This window comes from Pseudolabrys sp. Root1462, assembly GCF_001426945.1.
Classification (GTDB): domain Bacteria; phylum Pseudomonadota; class Alphaproteobacteria; order Rhizobiales; family Xanthobacteraceae; genus Pseudolabrys.
Window position 1 is genome coordinate 3126946 of sequence record NZ_LMFS01000001.1, and the last position, 20951, is coordinate 3147896.

General features: G+C 66.0%; 16 protein-coding genes and 1 pseudogene. 9 read left to right on the plus strand and 8 right to left on the minus strand.

What is annotated here, in order from left to right; translation table 11 throughout:
• Positions 1–15 precede the first annotated feature (15 nt).
• From ASD45_RS15150 to glmM, 4 genes are all read right to left on the minus strand, one after another.
• Positions 16–978, minus strand: coding sequence for a tripartite tricarboxylate transporter substrate binding protein (locus tag ASD45_RS15150; RefSeq protein ID WP_056912243.1), 963 nt, complete (start codon positions 976–978; stop codon positions 16–18).
• A gap of 152 nt (positions 979–1130) precedes the next feature.
• Positions 1131–1616 (minus strand): bacterioferritin, encoded by a 486-nt coding sequence (bfr, locus tag ASD45_RS15155; RefSeq protein ID WP_056912244.1) that lies wholly within the window; start codon positions 1614–1616, stop codon positions 1131–1133.
• 169 nt (positions 1617–1785) lie between these two features.
• Positions 1786–2010, minus strand: a complete 225-nt coding sequence (locus ASD45_RS15160) for a (2Fe-2S)-binding protein (protein WP_056912245.1) — start codon at positions 2008–2010, stop codon at positions 1786–1788.
• 276 nt (positions 2011–2286) lie between these two features.
• A complete protein-coding gene (glmM, locus tag ASD45_RS15165) occupies positions 2287–3630 on the minus strand; it encodes a phosphoglucosamine mutase (RefSeq protein ID WP_056912246.1) in 1344 nt (447 codons plus the stop codon).
• A gap of 334 nt (positions 3631–3964) precedes the next feature.
• Here glmM and ASD45_RS15170 point away from each other — a divergent pair, with 334 nt between their 5' ends.
• Together ASD45_RS15170 and ASD45_RS15175 are read left to right on the plus strand one after the other, a co-directional pair.
• Positions 3965–5128 carry an alpha-hydroxy acid oxidase gene (locus ASD45_RS15170; protein ID WP_056912247.1) on the plus strand — a complete coding sequence of 388 codons (1164 nt, stop codon included), beginning with the start codon at positions 3965–3967 and terminating at the stop codon, positions 5126–5128.
• Positions 5129–5273: 145 nt separating this feature from the next.
• Complete coding sequence (locus ASD45_RS15175; protein ID WP_056912248.1) at positions 5274–5708, plus strand: thioesterase family protein; 435 nt, start codon at positions 5274–5276, stop codon at positions 5706–5708.
• A 92-nt stretch (positions 5709–5800) separates the two neighbouring features.
• Here the strand turns inward: ASD45_RS15175 and ASD45_RS15180 are convergent, their stop codons facing one another.
• Complete coding sequence (locus ASD45_RS15180; protein WP_056912249.1) at positions 5801–6820, minus strand: LLM class flavin-dependent oxidoreductase; 1020 nt, start codon at positions 6818–6820, stop codon at positions 5801–5803.
• A gap of 123 nt (positions 6821–6943) precedes the next feature.
• Here ASD45_RS15180 and ASD45_RS15185 point away from each other — a divergent pair, with 123 nt between their 5' ends.
• Together ASD45_RS15185 and ASD45_RS15190 are read left to right on the plus strand one after the other, a co-directional pair.
• Positions 6944–8248, plus strand: a complete 1305-nt coding sequence (locus ASD45_RS15185; RefSeq protein WP_056912250.1) for a DUF3422 domain-containing protein — start codon at positions 6944–6946, stop codon at positions 8246–8248.
• Positions 8249–8659, plus strand: coding sequence for a hypothetical protein (locus ASD45_RS15190; RefSeq protein WP_056912251.1), 411 nt, complete (start codon positions 8249–8251; stop codon positions 8657–8659). It abuts the gene before it with no gap.
• A 6-nt stretch (positions 8660–8665) separates the two neighbouring features.
• Here ASD45_RS15190 and ASD45_RS15195 read toward each other — a convergent pair whose 3' ends face one another.
• The gene (locus tag ASD45_RS15195; protein ID WP_056912252.1) at positions 8666–10360 is read right to left on the minus strand and encodes an FAD-dependent oxidoreductase; all 1695 of its coding nucleotides are present in this window, start codon (positions 10358–10360) and stop codon (positions 8666–8668) included.
• Positions 10361–10562: 202 nt separating this feature from the next.
• On the opposite strand from ASD45_RS15195, the gene ASD45_RS15200 reads away from it, so the two are divergent.
• From ASD45_RS15200 to ASD45_RS15215, 4 genes are all read left to right on the plus strand, one after another.
• Positions 10563–11783 (plus strand): bifunctional alpha/beta hydrolase/OsmC family protein, encoded by a 1221-nt coding sequence (locus ASD45_RS15200; RefSeq protein WP_056912253.1) that lies wholly within the window; start codon positions 10563–10565, stop codon positions 11781–11783.
• 382 nt (positions 11784–12165) lie between these two features.
• Positions 12166–12981, plus strand: coding sequence for a hypothetical protein (locus ASD45_RS15205; protein ID WP_056912254.1), 816 nt, complete (start codon positions 12166–12168; stop codon positions 12979–12981).
• A gap of 115 nt (positions 12982–13096) precedes the next feature.
• Positions 13097–14626, plus strand: a complete 1530-nt coding sequence (locus ASD45_RS15210; RefSeq protein WP_244485388.1) for a DNA polymerase Y family protein — start codon at positions 13097–13099, stop codon at positions 14624–14626.
• Between the two features lie 61 nt (positions 14627–14687).
• Complete coding sequence (locus ASD45_RS15215) at positions 14688–18197, plus strand: error-prone DNA polymerase (RefSeq protein ID WP_200949679.1); 3510 nt, start codon at positions 14688–14690, stop codon at positions 18195–18197.
• Positions 18198–18200: 3 nt separating this feature from the next.
• Here the strand turns inward: ASD45_RS15215 and ASD45_RS15220 are convergent, their stop codons facing one another.
• Complete coding sequence (locus ASD45_RS15220; RefSeq protein ID WP_156380878.1) at positions 18201–18827, minus strand: hypothetical protein; 627 nt, start codon at positions 18825–18827, stop codon at positions 18201–18203.
• A 171-nt stretch (positions 18828–18998) separates the two neighbouring features.
• Positions 18999–19832 (minus strand): annotated as a pseudogene (locus ASD45_RS15225) (shikimate dehydrogenase); the annotation flags it as partial.
• 201 nt (positions 19833–20033) lie between these two features.
• Between ASD45_RS15225 and ASD45_RS15230 the strand changes: the two are divergent.
• Positions 20034–20939 (plus strand): NAD(P)-dependent oxidoreductase, encoded by a 906-nt coding sequence (locus ASD45_RS15230; protein WP_056912258.1) that lies wholly within the window; start codon positions 20034–20036, stop codon positions 20937–20939.
• Positions 20940–20951: the final 12 nt, after the last annotated feature.

Genomic DNA, 20951 nt, shown 5'->3' on the forward strand with positions numbered 1-20951 from the left:
CGGCGGCGGCTTTCGTTACTGCTTCGGATTGGATGGCTGCAGGCGCTTGACGATGTCGCCCCAGGTCTTTCGATCGTCGGCCATTTGCGCGGTGACGCGCTCCGGCGATCCGCCCCACGGGGTCAGTCCAATACCGCTGAACGCCTTTTTCGTCTCGGGCTTCTCGAGATAGGCGGCGATCGCGGCGTTGAGCCTGGCGATGATCGGCTTCGGTGTGCCGCGGGGCGCAAAGATCGCGTTCCACGTCGAACAGGTGAGGTCGATCCCGGATTCTTTCAGCGTCGGAACGTCGGGCGCGACATCGAGCCGCTGATCGGCGGCGACAGCCAGAACCTTCGTCGCCATCGTGCTCGGGCCGAAAGCCGGCGTGCCCAGCTCAATCTGCCCGCCGAGCAGGTCCTGCACCATCGGCGTCGCGCCGCGATAGTTGATGAAGTTGCCTTCGATGCCGAGCTTCTCGAGCAGCAACACGCCGCAGTATTGCCCCATCGTGCCGACGCCCGGCATGCCGATGTTCAGCCTGTTGCCGTTCCTGGCCGCCCAGGCCTTGAGCTCGGCGACGGTCGAGACGCCGATCTTCGGCGATGCCAGCACGCCGTTCGGTGTGGCGCCAATGAGAATGACCGGTTCGAAGTCTTTGTCGGCGTCGAAGCCGAGGTCCTTTTCAAGCATCGGCCTGAACACCATCGGCCCGATGGCGGTGACGACGAAGTCATAGCCTTCCGGCGGCGCCTTGGCCGTTGCCAGCAATCCGACGAGGCCGCTGCCGCCCGCTTTGGTTTCGACGACGAATGGCTGGCCGAACGATTCCGTCATCGCCTGGGCGATGGAGCGAACGGCGAAGTCCATCGTACCGCCGCCGGCGAAGGTCTGTGTCAGTGTGACCGTTCGCGTCGGCCATTCTGCCGCCTGGCCCGCCCGCGGGGTGCCGGCCAAAGCGACCAACAGCGCGGCGGCGCAGACGTGGACGACCCTCATTCCAAGACGAACCAACCGGCCGGACATCGTACTGCCTCCCCCTGATGGCGCGAGACGGCTCCGTTACCCATCCTTTTATAAATAGCAGATAACGACGATACCCGCCACGCGCGCGGATTGTGAGCGACTCCGGCAGGCCGCCCTGGCGACGCTTAGTGGTCCTCACCCATCTCGCCGATGTGATGCTGCGAATAAAGCTGCACACCGAGCTTGGCGACGAGGTCGAGTTGCGTCTCGAGAAAGTCGATGTGGTGCTCTTCGTCCGACATCAGTTTCTCGAACAGGTCGCGCGTCACGTAATCCTTGACGCCGTTGCAGTAATGCGCGGCCTCCTGATAGAGCGCGCGCGCCGACAATTCGGCGGCAAGATCGCAGTCGAGGATCTCCTTGACGTCCTGGCCGATGTGCAGCGGATCGAGCACCTGCATGTTGGGGAAGCCGTCGAAGAATATGATGCGCTCGATCAGCTTGTCGGCGTGCTCCATCTCCTCGATCGATTCCTTGCGCCACTGTTTGGCGAGATCCTTGAGGCCCCAATTGTCGAGCAGCCGGTAGTGCAGCCAGTACTGGTTGACGGCGGTCAGTTCATGGCGAAGCGCCTTGTTGAGGTACTCGATGACTTTGGCTTCGCCCTTCATGCGCCTGACATCCTCTTTTGAGCCGGCCCCGCCGCCACGTAGTCGTCGCGCGTGCCGCCGGCGTTACTTTGTCTCAAGAACAATTCAACGAACGGCGCACCCGGTCAAGTTTGCGGGGCGCGGCCGGCCGCGCGTCCGCGCCGTCATGCGGTTCGTTATGTAAAAGCGGTCAATCGCGCTGCGGCGCATGGGCCGCGCAGGCGCAGCCCGACGGACAGGCACCGGCGGCGCCCAACGCTTCGTTCATGATCTTGCGGATGGTGCGCGCGCAGCGGCCGCACTGGGCGCTGCAGCCGAGGCAGCCATAGACCTGCCCGGTCGTGCGCGGCGCCGAACTGGCGCAGGCGCTGCGAACGGCCTTGTCGCTCAATACGTTGCAGGAACAGACGATCATCGAAGAACCCGGCTTTACGCTCAACCCGCTGTGGATTTCGCGGAATTGGCTAAAGCCCGCCTTGCGCCAAGTCAAAGCAATTCGCTGTTTAAAAGAGTTCTAATCTATTGAAATATAACGATTTTTTGTCCTCTCCCAGTTCGGAATTATTCCAGGCAGCCCACAAATATCCTGCCATTGGAAGGGCTTAACGACAGTCGAAAAATAGTGGCGCGGAGCCGGCTCGCGCGAACCGGATCCGTGCGCATTTCCCGTTTTCGCGAAGCCGGTGTGCGCTTACGCCGCAACCTTGGTCAGCGCGTCGATGACGCTGTCGACGGCGGCTTCGACCACCGCCTTGTCGTCACCCTCGCCCATGACGCGGATCACCGGCTCGGTGCCGGACGGGCGCACCAGCAGGCGGCCGTTGCGGCCGAGCTTCTGCTCGGCGCTGGCGATCGCGGTCTTGACGCCGGCATTCTCCAGCGGCTTGCCGGCCTTGAAGCGCACGTTCTTGAGAACCTGCGGCAGCGGGTCGAAACGATGACAGACTTCCGACACCGGCTTGTCGCGGCGTTTGACCACCGCGAGCACCTGGAGCGCCGCCACCAGACCGTCGCCGGTGGTGGTATAATCGGACAGGATGATGTGGCCGGATTGCTCGCCGCCGACATTGTAACCGTCGGCGCGCATGCGCTCGAGCACGTAGCGGTCGCCGACCGGCGTGCGCAGGAGGTCGAGGCCGATGCTGCCGAGGTAACGTTCGAGGCCGAGATTCGACATCACCGTCGAGACGATGCCCGGCTTGGTAAGGCGGCCGTCTTCCTTGAAGCTTTCGGCGATCACGGCCATCAGCTGGTCGCCGTCAACGATGTGACCGCGCTCGTCGATGATCATGACGCGATCGGCGTCGCCATCGAGCGCGATGCCGATGTCGGCGCGCATCTCGCGGACCTTGCGAGAAATGGCGGCGAGATCAGTCGAGCCGCACTCCTTGTTGATGTTGAAGCCGTCCGGTTCGACGCCGATCTCGATGACGTCGGCGCCCATTTCCCACAGCGCGCCGGGCGCGACCTTGTAAGCGGCGCCATTGGCGCAATCGACGACGACGCGCAGGCCATCGAGCGAGAGGTGGCGCGGCAGCGTCAGCTTGGCGAATTCGATGTAGCGGTCCTGCACGCCGTCGATGCGGCGGGCGCGGCCGAGATCGTGGCTCTCGGCGAGCTGTTTGGTCAGGTCGGAATCGAGCAGTTCCTCGATCTTCAGTTCGACTTCGTCCGACAGCTTGAAGCCGTCCGGGCCGAACAGCTTGATGCCGTTGTCGTCGAACGGGTTGTGCGAGGCGGAAATCATGACGCCGAGATCGGCGCGCATCGAGCGCGACAGCATGCCGACCGCCGGCGTCGGAATCGGGCCGGTGAGCAGCACGTCCATGCCGACCGACGTGAAGCCGGCAACCAAGGCGTTCTCGATCATGTAGCCGGACAGGCGGGTATCCTTGCCGATCAGCACGCGATGGCGGTGATCGCCGGTACGGAACATCAATCCGGCGGCCTGCCCGACCCTCAGGGCCAGCTCCGGCGTAATAACCTTGTTGGCACGCCCACGAATACCGTCGGTGCCGAAATAACGACGAACCATCTCACTCACCCCTTGAGACCCGGCCGGATCCTTAACGTCCTCCTGTCCCGGGAGGCGTCGTTATTGGCCGAATGCAGCCGCGGGTCCAGTCCCTCAGACCCGCGCGCCATGTCATATTACGTGCAATACCTTGCTCTTACGTCAAAAATTGTGAGTAATCATTACCGGCCGCGGTTAAGGTTCCACCAGTCAACGCCATGCGCCTGCCCGGAAAACCCGCGGGATATGGCCGCCCTGGGGGCTGTGTTAACGGTTTTCCCGGTCATGCCGGTCAAAACGGCACCACGGCCGGTCAAAAAACGGCACCAGAGAGAAACGCCCGACGAGAAGCCTCATGAAAATCGCCGCCTGCATCGACGATCTGCGCGCCATCGCCAAGCGGCGCGTGCCGCGCGCATTTTATGACTACGCCGCGTCCGGCTCGTACAGCGAGCAGACCTTGCGCGCCAACCGCGCCGACCTCGAAGCCATCATCCTGAAGCAGCGCGTGCTGGTCGACGTCTCGGCGCGCGACCTGTCCACCACTGTGCTCGGCAAGAAGCTGGCGGCGCCGCTGATCCTGGCGCCGGTCGGCCTGCTCGGCATGCAACATGGCGACGGCGAAATCCTGTCGGCCCGCGCCGCCAACGACGCCGGCATCCCGTTCACGCTGTCGACCATGTCGATCGGCTCGATCGAACAGGTCGCCGAGGCAACCGGCCAGCCGTTCTGGTTCCAGCTCTACGTCATCAAGGACCGCGACTTCTCCAAGCAACTGATGGACCGCGCCCTCAAGGCCAAGGTCGATACGCTGGTGCTGACGGTCGATCTGCAGGTGCTCGGCCAGCGCCATCGCGACATCTATAATGGCCTCACCGTACCGCCGGAATTCCGCATCAAGAACGTCATCGACATCGCCACCAAGCCGGCCTGGGCCTGGAGCGTGCTCAACGCCAAGAGCTGGACCTTCGGCAACATCGCCGGCCACGTGCCGGGCATGGAGAGCGTCAACTCGCTGTCCGGCTGGACGCAGGCGCAGTTCGATCCGGCGCTGAACTGGACGGACCTCGACTGGATCCGCAAATACTGGCCGGGCAAGCTGGTGATCAAGGGCATCCTCGACGTCGATGACGCGCGCCGCGCGGTCGAACTCGGCGCCGACGGCATCGTGGTGTCGAACCACGGCGGCCGCCAGCTCGATGGCACGTCGTCATCGATCCGCATGCTGCCGCGCGTCGTCGATGCGGTCGGCGGTCAAACCGAAATCCTGTTCGACGGCGGCATCCGCACCGGCGCCGACATCGAACGCGCGCTGGCGCTCGGCGCCAAGGCGGTGATGATCGGCCGCGCTTATGCTTGGGGCCTCGGGGCGCTCGGCGGGCCCGGCGTCGCCAAGGCGATCGACATTCTCAAGAAGGAGCTCAGCGTCACCATGGCGCTCACCGGCGTCGGCCGCATTTCCGAGATCGACGGCCGCGTCATCGAGGGCGGCACCGTGCGGGCGAAGGCGGCGGAGTAGGTCGAATCGTCAGAATTGCCGTATCCTCCGTTCGTCCCCGCGAAAGCGGGAATCCATCTGAGCCGGCAGCGCCCTCACGTTCGATTTCTGGACCCCCGCTTTCGCTGGGGCGAACGGAGTTTGTTGCTGGCGAGTCGAGAACATCATGCCCCGTCCCCAACCGCTCCCCCTCGCCGCCTTCCCTTACGTCGCCGACATCACGACGCGGTGGATGGACAACGACGTCTACGGCCACATCAACAACGTCACCTATTACTCGTTCTTCGACACCGTGGTGGCGAACTGGCTGATCGAGAGCGGCGTGCTCGACATCGCGACGAGCCCGGTGGTCGGCCTCGTCGTCGATACGCAGTGCAGCTATTTTGCCTCGATCGCCTTTCCCGACCGGGTGCGCGCCGGCCTGCGCGTCGCCCATGTCGGCACCTCGAGCGTGCGCTACGAGATCGGCATCTTCCGCAATGACGATCAGGCCGCCGCGGCGCAGGGCCACTTCGTGCATGTCTATGTCGAGCGCGCCAGCAACAAGCCGATGCCGCTGAGCGACAAGCACAAGAAGGCGCTGGAGGGATTGAGGGCGTAAGCCACAAACTCCGTTCATTCCCGCGCAAGCGGGAATCCAGTTCTTGTATTCAGCACTGGGTCCCCGCTTTCGCGGGGACGTACGGAGTTACTTCACCGCCAGCCCATGCCCGGCGCGACGTGCTTGAGGATCGCCTCGATGACATGCGCGTTGTATTCGACGCCGAGCTGGTTCGGCACCGTGAGCAGCAGCGTATCGGCTTCGGCGATCGCCTCGTCCTGCTTCAACTGTTCGATCAAGGCATCCGGTTCGGCGGCGTAGGAGCGGCCGAAGATCGCGCGCTCCTTCTCACCCAGGAATCCGACCTGATCCTGACTCTCGTCGCGGCCGAAATACATGCGGTCGCGATCCGACACCAAAGCGAAGATCGAACGCGACACCGAGACGCGCGGCGTGCGCGTGTGGCCGGCCGCCTTCCACGCCTCGCGATACAGCCTGATCTGCTTGGCCTGCTGGACATGGAACGGCTCGCCGCTCTCGTCGATCTTCAGCGTCGAGGATTGCAGGTTCATGCCGAGCTTGGCCGCCCATTCGGCGGTGGCGTTGGTGCCGGCGCCCCACCAGATGCGCTCGCGCAATCCCTCGGAGAACGGCTCGAGCCGCAGCGGCCCCGGCGGATTGGAGAACATCGGCCGCGGGTTCGGCTTGGCGAAGCCTTCGCCCTTGAGCACTTCGAGAAACACTTCTGTATGCCGCCGCGCCATGTCGGCGTCGCTCTCGCCCTCGGGCGGCGCATAGCCGAAATAGCGGAAACCGTCGATCACCTGCTCGGGCGAGCCGCGCGAAATGCCGAGCTGCAGGCGGCCGCCGGCGATGAGATCGGCGCTGCCGGCATCCTCGGCCATGTAGAGCGGGTTCTCATAACGCATGTCGATGACGGCGGTGCCGATCTCGATGCGCTTGGTGCGCGCGCCGATGGCGGCGAGCAGCGGAAACGGCGAGGCGAGCTGCCGGGCGAAATGGTGGACGCGGAAATAGGCGCCGTCGGCGCCCAGCTCCTCGGCCGCGACGGCCAGCTCGATGGATTGCAGCAGCGCGTCGGACGCCGAGCGCGTGCCCGACTGCGGCGACGGGGTCCAGTGACCGAAGGAGAGGAAGCCGATGTGTTTCATGGCCGGTATATGGGACGGCGGCGGCGGCTTGTCTAATAGGCACAAACGTTAGCCTGTACCGGGGGCAGAGAGTAGCCAGGGTCCCCTTGCCATCCTCCCCCTTTCCATGCCCCCATTCCGCCCATGACGGGCGAGGTCACCATCAAGGGCGGCGCGCGGCTTAGTCCGCATCCCCTGCGCGCGGCCATTCTCGCCGAGGTGCACGCCCGGCCGTTCACCGCCATTACAACGCCGCGCCGCCTCATCCATTTCGCCTTCGCCACCGCGGGCGAGGCCGGCCGCAACGACCGCGCCGCGCTCGCCGCCTTCTGCGCGCGGCGCAAGCTCGAGCCGCTCGACGCCGTCGCCCGGCATCACCGCGTCGCCTTCGACGACGTCACCTTGCGCTGGGAGCAGCATTCCGAGTTCACCACCTACACCTTCGAGATGGCGCCGTCCGCCGGCCAGCCGTTCTATCCGGACGCGGCCTCGCTCGCCGGGGCGATGGCCATCGTGCCGCAGCCCGGGCCGCTGCTGGTAGCGCTCGATCTCAACCTGGTGCGCGACGACGCCGATAAGCCGATCGCGGTCGATACGCTGTTCGATCACGCCAGCCTCGCGGTGGCGGAGAATTCGGACGGCACGGCGCTGTTCGCCACCGACTTCCAGCCCGGCGCCGCCGGCTTCGTGCGCATCATCGTGCTCGACCGCGGCTTAGGCGCGGAGCGCGCCGGCGCCATCGTGCAGCGCATCGTCGAGGTCGAGACCTATCGCACGCTGGCGCTGCTCGGCCTGCCGGAGGCGCAGCGGCTGTCGTCGTCGATCGGCCGTATCGAAACGCGGCTCGCCGAGCTGACGCAGGAGATCTGCACCGCGCACCAGTTGCCGGACAACCAGCGCCTGCTCGGCGAACTGACCGCGCTTGCCGCCGAACTCGAAGCCGGCGCCGGCGCCAGCCACTACCGCTTCGGCGCCAGCCGCGCCTATCACGAGATCGTCGAACTGCGGCTGCAGACCATCGGCGAGCGCAAGGCCAGCATCTACCCGACCTGGTCGTCGTTCCTGGCGCGGCGGCTGACGCCGGCGATGCGCACCTGCATCACCACCGAGGAGCGGCAGGCGACGTTATCGCAGCGGCTGGCGCGCGCCGCTAACCTGCTGCGCACGCGGGTCGATGTCGAGCTCGAGCGGCAGAACCGCGATCTGCTCAAGTCGATGAACGAGCGCACGCGGCTGCAGCTTCGGCTGCAGACCACGGTGGAAGGCCTGTCGGTCGCGGCGGTGAGCTATTACGTCGTCGGCCTGTTTCACTACATCGCCGAGGGCGCGCATGCGCGCGGCGTGCCCGTCGATGTCACGCTGGCGACGGCTTTGTTCGTGCCGGTCGCCGTGCTGTGCATCTGGCTGATGGTGCGCGTCATCCGCAGGAAGCACATCGGCGGGGAGTAGATGATCTTCGCCATCAAGACGGACATTGCCGAACCGCGGGCCAAGACCTTCACCTTCACCGCGCAGAAGACGATGTATGGCGGCAAGACCATCGCCGCCGGCGACACCATCTATCTGTTCGCCAGCGAGAACGAAGGCGGTGCCGGCTTGGTCGCCCGCGGCGTCGTCACCGCGGCGCAAGCGGTGGCGAAGAAGAGCGGCGTCATACGGCAGACGCCGCGCGTCAGCATCGAGGTGAAGCGCACGGCGCTGGCGAAGCGCCCGCTCGGCCGCGCCGACCTCAAGCCGTTCGCCGACTGGGACGACGGCAAGCCGCAGACCGAGCTGAATTTCAAATTTTATCGCCAGGCGACCGACAAGATCGTCGGCATCTCCGACAAGGCGGCGAAGTTTCTCGCCCGCTGTTTCTGAGCGGTCCTACTCCGCCGCCTGCGGCAGCGGCTCCTCGGCCAGCGCCAGCACCTGATGGATCTGCGCCACCACCGCGGCGCCCTCGCCGATCGCGGCGCCGACGCGCTTGGTCGAGCCGGCGCGCACATCGCCAATGGCGAAGATGCCGGGGACGCTGGTCTCCAGCGGCATCGGCTGGCGCCCGACGTCGCGGTCGAACGACGTGCCGGTGACGATGAAGCCCTTGCCGTCGCTGTTGACGCAGTTCGCCAGCCAGTGGCCGTTCGGGTCGGCGCCGATGAACAGGAACAGGTGGCGCAGCGCGATCGATTTTTCCGTGCCGCTGCGCACTTCGCGGAAGGTCGCGCCGCGGAGGCCCGCGCCGTCGCCGTCGAGCGCCACGATCTCCTTGCCGACATGCAGCGACACGTTGGGCAGCGCCTGGATGCGCTCGATCAGATATTTCGACATCGTCGCTTCGAGGTCGCGGCGCACGATGAGATGCAGATGCTTCACCTTCGGCGCCAGATAGACCACCGCCTGCCCTGCCGAATTGCCGCCGCCGATCAGCGCCACCTCCTCGCCTTCGCACAACTTGGCTTCGATCGGCGAGGCCCAGTACGAGATGCCGTTGTTGTCGAAGTCGGACAGGTTACCGATCGCCGGGCGGCGATAGCGCGCGCCGGACGCGATGATCACCGTGCGCGCCTGCACGGTGCCGCGGTTGTCCGCGAGCTCGAGCTTGAACGGCTGGCGCGACGCGCAATCGGCGCCGCTGCAGTCGAGTCGATCGACGGTGAGCGGAATGGCGATCTCGGCGCCGAACTTCTGCGCCTGATTGAAGGCACGGCCGGCCAGCGCCATGCCGGAAATGCCGGTGGGGAAGCCGAGATAATTCTCGATGCGCGCCGAAGCGCCGGCCTGGCCGCCAAAGGCGCGGGTGTCGAGCACGATCATCGACAGGCCTTCGGACGCACCATAGACCGCGGCGGCGAGCCCCGCCGGTCCGGCACCGACCACGGCGACGTCGTAGACCTTGGCCGGATCGAGCTCCGGCGTGATGCCGAGACAGGCGCCGGCCTCGGCGTCGCTCGGCCGCTTCAGCAGCTTGCCGTTCGGGCAGATCATCAACGGCAGTTCGTCGTCGCGAATGCCGAAGCGTCCGATCGCATCGCGCGCCTCGGCGTCGGTGTCGGCATTCAGCACGGTGCAGGGATAGCCGTTGCGCGCCAGGAATCCCTGCAGCCGCACCAGCTCCGGCATGTGGGGATGGCCGATCAGCAGCGAGCCGGCGCCTTCGGTCTGCAACAGCGCGACGCGGCGCAGGATATAGGCGCGCATCACGATCTCGCCGAGCTCGGCCGAGCCGACCATCAGCGCGCGGATATGGGCGGCGTCGAACGGCAAGGCGGTGAGACCCTGCGGCCCGGCGCGGCCGGAGGGAATGCTGCCGCGGCCGCTGAGCTGACTGACCTCGCCGGAGAACTGGCCGGCGCCGTGGGAAACGACCGAGGCGAAGCGATGCAGGCCGTCGCGGCGGACGACTTCGAGCGTGCCCTCCAGGATCAGATGCGCCGGCACCTCGCGCTCGCCGGTTTCGAAAATCGGTTCGCCGGGCGCGAAGGTCTGCGCCGGGCCGCTGGCGAAGCGGCCCATGGTTTCGACCTGGGCCGGATCGAGCACCGGAAACATCTGATCGAAACGTTCTTCGGCGAGGCTCATGTTGCACTCCACAAGGCAGCCGGCACGGCGGACCGGCGCAGTTTAGGCTATTTTCAGCCGCCGCCAAAGACGCCGGCCAAGGCCGACCGGCGCGGGCGGCATGTCACGCGTCGGTCACAGGCTTGTGCCGAGCTTTTACGCTCGCTGTCATATACATAGCGGTCCATGTCAATGCGTTGAACCGCCCGCGAGGTCCGCCGCCATGCGCAGCAGCCGCTTCAATTTTCCCAACGCCAAAGGCGAACTTCTTGCCGCCACGCTCGACGAACCGCTCGGCAAGCCCAGCGCCTATGCCCTGTTCGCGCATTGCTTCACCTGCGGCCAGAACAATCTCGCCGCCAAGCGCATCGCCGAGCGGCTGACCGAGCACGGCATCGCGGTGCTGCGTTTCGATTTCACCGGGCTCGGTTCCAGCGAGGGCGAATTCGCCAACACGCATTTCTCCTCGAATGTCGACGATCTGGTCGCCGCCGCCGATCACCTGCGCCAGTCTTACGGCGCGCCGGCCTTGCTGATCGGCCATTCGCTCGGCGGCGCCGCGGTGCTGGCGGCGTCGCACCGCATCGCCGACGCCCGCGCCGTGGTGACGATCGCCGCGCCTTACGATCCGTCGCATGTCACCGGATTGTTCAAGGACGATGTCGCTGCGATTCGCGATCAAGGCCGGCTCGAGGTCAATCTCGCCGGCCGTCCCTTCACCATCACCCGCGAATTCCTCGACGACATCGCCGGCAAGACACTCGACGACAAGCTCGCGCATCTGGGCAAGGCGCTGCTGGTGTTTCATTCGCCGTCCGACGATACGGTGGGCATCGACAACGCTTCGCACATCTTTCTTGCCGCCAAGCATCCGAAGAGTTTCGTGTCGCTGGCCGGCGCCGACCATCTGCTGACGAGGAAGGCCGACGCGTTCTATGTCGCCGACGTTGTCGCCGGCTGGGCCGGGCGTTATCTCGACCGGCCCGAAGGCATGACCGAGGAAGAAATCGAAGAAGGCCTGGTGCTGGTGCGCGAAACCCATGCCGGAAAATTCCAGCAGGCCATTCTCACCGGCCCGCATCGCCTCATCGCCGACGAACCGGAGAAGCTCGGCGGCATGAATTCGGGGCCCGGGCCTTACGACTATCTGCTCGCCGCGCTGGGCGCCTGCACGTCGATGACGATCAGGCTTTATGCCGAGTTCAAGAAGATCCCGCTCAAGGATGTCTCGGTGCGGCTCACGCACGGAAAAATCCACGCCAAGGATTGCGAGACCTGCGACACCAAGGTGAGCACCGTCGATCGCATCGAGCGCACCATCACGCTCGAAGGCTCGTTCGATGACGAGCAGCGGCAGAAGCTGATGGAGATTGCCGACAAGTGTCCGGTGCACAAATCGTTGTCGTCCGGCATCGAGATCGTGACCGAGGAGCGTCGCGCCTGACGCCTATCAGGAACAGAAGGCCGCCCTTGCGGATTGGACCTCGGCTGGCACGCGACTTGAATGGTTCCTGTTCATGAAATCCAATCGAAGCGATCCCCGGCTGGTCTGGCTGGCCACGGTGTTGGCGGTGGCGGTGTTGATCATCTTCGTCATCCAGATCTGACCCGCTGTTCTTCCCTGATCTGAATGTCCGCGCGGAGGGCTTTGGCGGTGCGCCGGCACCGCGCCCTCCAGCGCTGCCGCATGGCAGAGTGCGCAGCCACCATTCCTTGCGTCTTGACGGTCCGTGGCGCCTCCTGCACACTAGAACAAATAGGGAACAAAAAGCCGGAACGTCCGTTGGTTTTCCCGCGGATTAATTCAGCTTTTCAAAGGTTTACTCATGCTCGACGAGCTGCGTCAGCATCTGGCACGCTTGCAGAAGCCGGCCGGCCTTACCGACGGCCCGGCGGTGCTGCCGCTCGGCATTCCGGCCGTGGACGGGGTGCTCGGCGGCGGGCTGGCGCGTGGCGCCTTGCACGAAATTGCGGCCATGAGCGAAGCGCATCTGCCGGCGGCGACCGGTTTTGCCCTGGGGCTGGCGGCGCTTTCTTCTCCGTCATTCCGGGGAGAGCGTGAAACGCGCGAACCCGTTACGCGCCGTCCCGGAATGACAGAGAGAGGTGAAAGCAAGAAACACCTCGTCTGGGCCGCCGAGGACATGGCGCTCGCCGAGAGCGGGGCGCCGCACGGCGCCGGCCTCGATGCCTTCGGACTCGCGCCGCAGCAGTTCCTGACCGTCTCCGTCGCCCATCGCCAGGATCTGATGTGGACGATGGAAGAGGCACTGCGCTGCCGCGGCGTCAGCGCCGTGATCGGCGAACTGCGCCATGGCGCGCTCGATCCCGTGGCCGTGCGCCGGCTGTCGCTGGCGGCGAGCGACAGCGGCGCGCTGGCCTTTCTGCTGCGGGCACAGCCGCCGCACGACACTTCCAACGCCGCGACCCGCTGGGTGGTGGGCACTTCTCCTTCCGCCTCGCCGCAGCGTCACGAACTGGGCGCGCCGCGTTTTGCCGTTCACCTCACTCGCAATCGCCGCGGTCCGGCCGCGTCATGGTTTCTGGAATGGAGACAGACCGATGAGCGCTTCGTCCTCGCCGCGCATGCTGAGCCTGTGGCTGCCCCGCTTCGCCACCGATCGCATCAGAAGGTTGCGTGACAGTTCGTCATTCCGGGGCGCGAACGCAGTTCGCGAACCCGGAATCCAGAAGCAGCTTCTGAGCCCGCATCGGGATTCCGGGTCCGGCGCTGAGCGCCATCCCGGAATGACGGCGATGAACATGGGGAAAGGTGAAGAGATCCCTCTCATCGTCGCCGGCCGGCGCGGCAATGCCGACGTGCTGATCGCGATCGATGAAGCCGCCGAACGGCTCGGCCTGTCGCCGGGGCTGGCGCTGGCGCAGGCCCGCGCCATGCACCCGTCGCTCGATGTCGTGCCGGAAGATGCAAGCGCCGACGCCGAACTGCTCGAGAGCATCGCCGACTGGTGCCTGCGCTATACGCCGCTGGTCGCCTGCGACGCGCCCGACGGCCTGCTGCTCGATATTTCCGGCTGCGCACATCTTTATGGCGGCGAGCGCCAACTGGTCGCCGATCTGGGACGCCGTCTCGCCGACGCCGGCTTTGCCTATCGCATCGCCATCGCCGGCACCATCGGCGCGGCCTGGGCGGCGGCGCGTGACGGCCGGCCCGATACCTATGCCAACGGGGAGGAGCGCAACATCCTCTGTCCGTTGCCGCTCGCAGCCTTGCGCCTGCCGCCGCCGATGGTGGCTTCGCTCGCCCGCGTCGGATTGAAGTGCATCGGCGACATCATCGACCTGCCGCGCAGTCCGCTGACCGCGCGCTTCGGCGCCGGCCTGCTGCGCCAGCTCGATCGCGCACTGGGCCGCGAGCACGAACCGCTGACGCCGCGCCTGCCGGTCGCGCCTTATGTCGCCGAGAAGCGTTTCCACGATCCAATCGCGCGCGAGGAAGACGTGCTCGGCACCGTCGAGATGCTGGCCGTGCAACTGGCCGCGGCTCTGGAGCGGCGTGGCGACGGCGCCCGCCGCATCGAGCTGACGCTGTTCCGCACCGACGGCGCGCTGCGCCGCATCACCGCCGGCACGGCGCGGCCGTTGCGCGATCCGGCCGACATGCGCGCATTGTTCGCCGAACGGCTCAACGCGCTTGCCGACGAACTCGACCCCGGCTTCGGTTTCGACATGGCCCGGCTGTCGGTGCTCACCGCCGAAAGCGCGCCGCCCGAGCAGATCGGCATCGGCGCTGCGGAAGACATCGGCGACATGGTGCGCCTCATCGATCGACTGAGCGCGCGGCTTGGCACGCAGCGCGTGCGCCGGGCCGTGGCGCAGGATAGCCATAGTCCCGAAGTCGCGTCGGTGTCGCTGCCGGCGCAGATGACCGGAACGGATGACGGCTGGGCCGCCTTCCATCGCTACCGCGCCGAAGTCGAACTGGCGCCGCGGCCGCTGCGGCTGCTGGCGCGGCCCGAGCCGATCGAGGCGGTCGCCGAGGTCCCGGACGGCCCGCCGTTGCGCTTCAAGTGGCGGCGCGCGCTGCACGACATCGTCGCCGCCGAAGGCCCCGAGCGCATCGAAGGCGTGTGGTGGCAGGAAGAACCCGACCTGAACGCCGCGCCCCCCGGCAACCGCGCCCGCGATTACTTTCGCGTCGAGGACAAGAGCGGCCATCGCTTCTGGCTGTTCCGCGCCGGACTTTATCGCGACCTGACGCGCGCCGATGTCGCGCAAGGCGCGGTCGCCGCACCGGCCTGGTTCGTGCACGGGATGTTTGGGTAGCTGGTCATTCCGACACGCGAACCATCGCGCATGAAGACGCGCGTGAACGCGCGAACCCGGAATGAAAATTTGTATCATGCGTTACGTCGAATTCGCCACCGCCACCAACTTTTCCTTCCTGCGCGGCGCTTCGCATCCCGAAGAGCTGATGCTGCAGGCGCGGGCGGTCGGGCTCACCGGCCTCGGCGTCTGCGACCGCAATTCGGTCGCCGGCGTGGTGCGCGCGCATCTGGCCAAGCGCGAGCAGAACCTGCCGCTGCGTTATCATCCCGGCGCGCGGCTGGTCTTCGCCGACGGCACGCCCGACATCCTGGTCTATCCGCGCGACCGCGCCGCCTGGGGCCGGCTGACACGGCTGCTGACCATCGGCAATCGCAAGGCGAAGAAGGGCGACTGCATCCTCACGCTCGACGAGCTGATCGCGCATGCGTTCGGGCTGGAGATGATCGTCATGGATACGCGCGTTTCACGAACGCCGCGCGCCGGGCCCGGCTCCGGCTTCATGAAGACACTGGAGCCCGGCCGGACCGCTTCCGAGGATGAGACGCTGGCGGCGCTGGCGCGGCTGCGCGCCATCGCGCCCGGCCGCGTCCGCCTCGCCGCCAGTATGCTGTATCGCGGACAGGACCGCGCTCGGCTCGCGCATATCAAGGCGCTGGCGCGCGAGGCCGAGGTGCCGCTGATCGCCATCAACGATGTGCACTATCACCACCCCGACCGCCGCATGCTGGCCGACGTGCTGACCTGCATCCGCGACAAGGTGACGATCGACCGCGCCGGCCGCAAGCTCGCCGTCAATGCCGAACGCTTTCTCAAGGCCCCGGAGGAAATGGCGCGGCTGTTCCGCGACGCGCCGGAAGCGATCGAGGAGACGATGCGACTCTCCGATGCGCTCACCTTCACGCTCGATGAGTTGAAATACGAATATCCCGACGAGCAGATCGCGGGCTTTGCCTCGGCGCAGGAAGCGCTCGAGCATCTGACCTGGGAGGGCGCTGCGAAGCGCTATCCGAACGGCATCGACGACGCCACCCGGCAAAGCATCCAGCACGAATTCGCGCTGATCGCGCAGCGGCAGTACGCGCCTTATTTCCTCACCGTCCACGACATCGTCCGTTACGCGCGCTCGCGAGGCATCCTGTGCCAAGGCCGCGGCTCGGCCGCCAATTCCACGGTCTGCTATTGCCTCGGCATCACCGAGGTCGATCCGGTGCGCGGCGGGCTGCTGTTCGAACGCTTCATCTCCACCGAACGGCAGGAGCCGCCCGACATCGACGTCGATTTCGAACACGAGCGCCGTGAAGAGGTCATTCAGTACATCTACGGCAAATACGGCCGCGAACGCGCCGGCATCGCCGCCACCGTGATCTCCTATCGCGGCCGTTCGGCGATCCGCGAGGTCGGCAAGGCTTTCGGCCTCTCCGAGGACACGATCGGCGCGCTGTCGTCGTCGATCTGGGGCGGCGGCGGCAACGTGTCGGAGGCCAGCGTCAAGCGCACCGGACTCGACCCGAACAGCTTCCGCATGAAGCAGGTCGCCGCGCTGGCGCAGGAGATTTCCGGCTTCCCGCGGCATCTGTCGCAACATGTCGGCGGCTTCGTCATCACGCGCAGCCGGCTCGACGAGGTGATGCCGATCGGCAATGCGGCGATGGACGACCGCACCTTTGTCGAATGGGACAAGGACGATCTCGACGCGCTCGGCATTCTCAAGATCGACGTGCTCGGCCTCGGCATGCTGTCCTGCGTGCGCAAGGCGATCGATCTGGTGGCGCGGCATTATCCCGACGGACGCGGCAAGCTTGCTCTCGCCACCATCCCGGCCGAGGAAGAAGCCGTCTACCGCATGCTGCAACGCGCGGATTCGCTCGGCGTGTTCCAGGTCGAAAGCCGCGCGCAGATGACCATGCTGCCGCGGCTGAAGCCGAAGACGTTCTACGATCTCGTCATCGAAGTGGCGATCGTCCGTCCCGGCCCGATCCAGGGCGACATGGTGCATCCTTATCTGCGGCGGCGGCAGGGCCTCGAAACCGTCACCTATCCGTCGAAGGAACTGGAAGCGGTGCTGGCGAAAACGCTCGGCGTGCCGCTGTTCCAGGAGCAGGCGATGAAGATCGCCATCGTCGCCGGCGGCTTCACGCCGGGCGAAGCCGACAAGCTGCGCCGCGCCATGGCCACCTTCAAGCGCACCGGCACCATCGGCACCTTCCGCGACAAGATGGTGAAGGGTATGCTCGAGCGCGGCTATCCGCGCGAATTTGCCGAGCGCTGCTTCGGCCAGATCGAGGGCTTCGGCGAATACGGCTTTCCGGAAAGTCACGCCGCGAGCTTCGCGCTGTTGGTTTATGCTTCGGCCTGGTTCAAGTGCCATTATCCCGACGTGTTCGCCGCGGCGCTGCTCAACGCCCAGCCGATGGGTTTCTATGCGCCGGCGCAGATCGTGCGCGACGCCCGCGAGCACGGCGTCGAGGTGCGCGCGCCGGACATCAATCATTCCGACTGGGATTCGACATTGGAGCCGGGCGCCGGCGCCGCCCGGCATCTGCACGCCTTGCATCAGGACATGCGCGGCGACATCCGCACCACGCATGCCATCCGTCTCGGCCTGCGCGAGATCAAGGGCCTGAGCGAGGAAGATGCGCGGCTGATCGTGGCGCGCCGCGCCGTGAATTACGACTCGGTGCGCGATCTGTGGCTGCGCACCGGCCTGTCGCCGCGCGTGCTGGAGCGGCTGGCCGATGCCGACGCTTTTGCCTCGCTCGGCCTGCCGCGCCGCGATGCCTTATGGGCCACCAAGGCGCTCGGCCGCGTCGGCGATGCGAACGACGATCTGCCGCTGTTTGCGTCTTCACCGTCCCCATTGTGGGGAGAAGCGGCGGCCGAAGGCAGCCCGGGTGGGGATTCTATCATCACGACTTCCCTCCCCGGGCACACTGTAGCGCATGAACCCGAAATCGCGCTGCCGCCGATGCCGCTGGGCGAAGAGGTCGTCAACGACTACCGCTTCTTGCGGATGTCGCTGCGCGCGCATCCGGCGCAGTTCCTGCGCGCCGATCTCGCCGCGCGCAAAATCGTCCGCAACGACACGCTGCGCACGATCGCCAGCGGCACGCGCGTCACCATCTCCGGCCTCGTCACCTGCCGGCAGCGGCCGGGCTCGGCCAACGGCGTCGTGTTCATGACGCTGGAGGACGAAGGCAGCGTCGCCAATGTCATCGTCTGGCCCAAAGTGTTCGAACGCGTGCGGCCGATCGTGCTCGGCGCGCGCTATGTGTCGGTGAGCGGCCGCGTGCAATCGGAGTCGGGCGTCATCCATGTCGTCGCCGAGAAGCTCGACGACCTCACGTTCCTGCTCGGCCGGCTGGCCGACCAGGGCGCCGACATCGACGCGCTGGCGCGCGCCGACGAAGTCCGCCGTCCGGTCGAGGAGATGCGCGAGGCGAGGCTCGATGGCGGCCGCGAAAGCCGCCTCGCCCGCCTGCTTCGCGACATGCCGGAGCTCGCCGACGACCTCGGCGTGCATGCGCCCGGCTCGGCGCATATCCCGCTGCGCAAGGCGCGGGCGCATTGACGGTCAGCGCGGTATCACGCCATCGCGGCCGACATTGATGCGGTCGGCGCCGAGCGAGCCGTCGAGCTTGCGCTTCACCACCGGCACCATGACATGCGCGCCGGTTTTCAGTTCGCTCCGGTCGCCCGACACGTAATCGAGGATGACGACATCCGGCGGCACCACGATCTTCTGCTCGCCGCCTTTATACTTCACCGTCAGCGTCCGTCCGTCGACGCCGGCCACCGTGGTGTCGATGGTGGCGTTGGTCATGGTGGTGCCCGGCGCCCGGTCCCACGGCCGGAAACCCTCGCCTAGCCCGCGCTGGCTTTCCGCGAACACGGTGATCTGCATGGCGCGCTGGCTGCCATCCGCCTGCGGCATGGCTCCGACGCCAATGAAAGCGCCCTGCTTGAGATCGGCCAGTTTCCCCGGAGCGACGCCATAGACGGCAAGCTTCTTGTCCAGCGCGATCTCGAACAGGCCGCCGCCCTCATAGGGCCGCACCCAGATGGTGTCGCCTTCGACCTTTTCGATGGTGCCGGGAAGCCGCAGCGGCGGCTCGACCTGCGCCAGAGCGGCGCCGCAGCTCAAAGCGACACCGACGATTGCGGCTAAAACCGCCCGAGCCGCGCCAAATCCACGTTCCATATCGTCGTTCTCCAGAGGCGCCCCTCTCAAAGAACACCGCCGCGGCTCAAATCATCCCGGCATTTTCGGCGGGCGGGGCGCTTTCGGAACCTTGATCTTTGGCTTGTCTTTCGCCTTGTCCTTCGCCGCCTTGGCTGCCTTTGCCTTGGCCTCGGCCGTCGCCTCCAGGCCTTCGGCGATGAGATCGTCCTCAATCAGCTTGCGCAGTTCCGGCGTCACCTCCGGCTTGACGCCGAACCATAGCTCGAAGCCGCGCACCGCCTGGTGCAGCAGCATGCCGAGGCCATCGGCCGTGCGCAGGCCCTTGTCGCGCGCGGCGGCGAGCAGATCGGTTTGCAACGGCACATAGACGAGATCGGCCACCACCATCGACGGCTGACAGCGCAGGTTGATCTCCATCTTCGGCAAGCCGACCATGCCCAGCGAGGTGGTGTTGACGAGCAATCCGGCGCCGCCGAGCAGACCGGTCATCTCGCCCCACTGCGCGACGCGCACGCGCGCTCCGAACTGCTCGCGCAGGGCTTCGGCCCGCTCCGGCGAACGGTTGACGACATGAATGTGCTGCACATCGCGCTGAAGCAGCGCGAACACCACGGCGCGGGCGCCGCCGCCGGCACCCAGCACCACCGCGCTTTCAAGGCCGCGATCCCAGCCCGGCGTCATCTGATCGAGATTGGCGAGAAAACCCTCGACATCGGTATTGGTCGAACGCAGCTTATCGCCGTCGAACCACAACGTGTTGGCGGCGCCGACCGCGCGCGCCCGGTCGTCGGCCATCGTCAATTCCATCGCCGCCTGCTTGTGCGGCACGGTGACGTTGCAACCGACATAGCCGCGCTCGCGCAGATGACCGATGAAGTCGGCGAACTGATCGGGCGGAATCGCCTCTTTGCGATACTCCGCATCGATATTGTACTTGTGCATCCAGTATTGGTGAATGAGCGGCGAGCGCGAGTGACTCGCCGGCCAGCCGACCACGCAGGCAGCCTTGCGACTGTCACTCATGCTTAATGCCGCCACGCCAAACGAGGAACATACCAAAATCCTCAACTAAACAGTCGAAAATCATGTCCGCCCGCCCCCGGTCGGCATGTTTCGCTTGCGTCCGGCGCTATGCTATAGGCGTCCGCGCCGCCGCATTTATTCTTTGCTTGGGCGGCCGTCAACGCCGTATCCTCGCCGTCACCCCCCACCGTGGTTCACCCGATGAAATCGATATTCTTCGACTGCAACGATCAGCTTGGCCCGGTCTGGGAACAGGTCCTGCGCCCGGACGATCCGCCGATCGACGTCAACATGACGCCGTTCAAGCGCGAGGAATTGCCGCTCGTCATCGCCGGCTACGATATCGTCATCGACGACCATTCCTACATGCCGACCGACCTGGTCGAGCGATGCAAACAGCTCAAACATGTCGTCTTCCTCGGCACCGGCGCGGCAAGTTACATGAACGTCGCCGAACTGAACGAGCGCGGCATCAAGGTGCATACCATCAAGGGCTATGGCGACACCGCGGTTGCCGAGCACACGATGGCGCTGCTGTTTGCCTGCGCCCGCGATATCGCGTGCATGGACCGCGAAGTGCGCGGCGGAATCTGGAAGCCGAAGGAAGGCATGCAACTCCTCGGCAAGACCATCGGCCTCATCGGGCTCGGCGGCATCGGCAGCGAAATGGCGCGGATGTGCAAGGGCATCGGCATGAACGTCATCGCCTACAGCCGCACCCCGAAGCCGGAGCTGGGCATCAAGCAGGTCGATATCGAGACCCTTCTCAAGCAGTCCGACGTCGTGTCGATGCATCTGACGCTCGGCGACGAAACGCGCGGCTTCCTGTCAGCCGAACGCATCGCCATGATGAAGCACGGCGCCCTGCTGGTGAACACGGCCCGCGGCGCATTGGTCGATGAGCAGGCGCTGATCGATGCTCTCAAGAGCGGCATTATCCGTCACGCCGGCCTCGACGTGTTTCATTCCGAGCCGCTCGATGCAAAATCGCCGCTGGCGCAATTGCCGAATGTGACGCTGACATCGCACGCCGCCTTCCGCACCATCGAGGCATCGCAGACGCTGCTGCGCCGCGCCATCGACATCGTCAAATCGATCACCGGCTGACGTCGTCCGAGG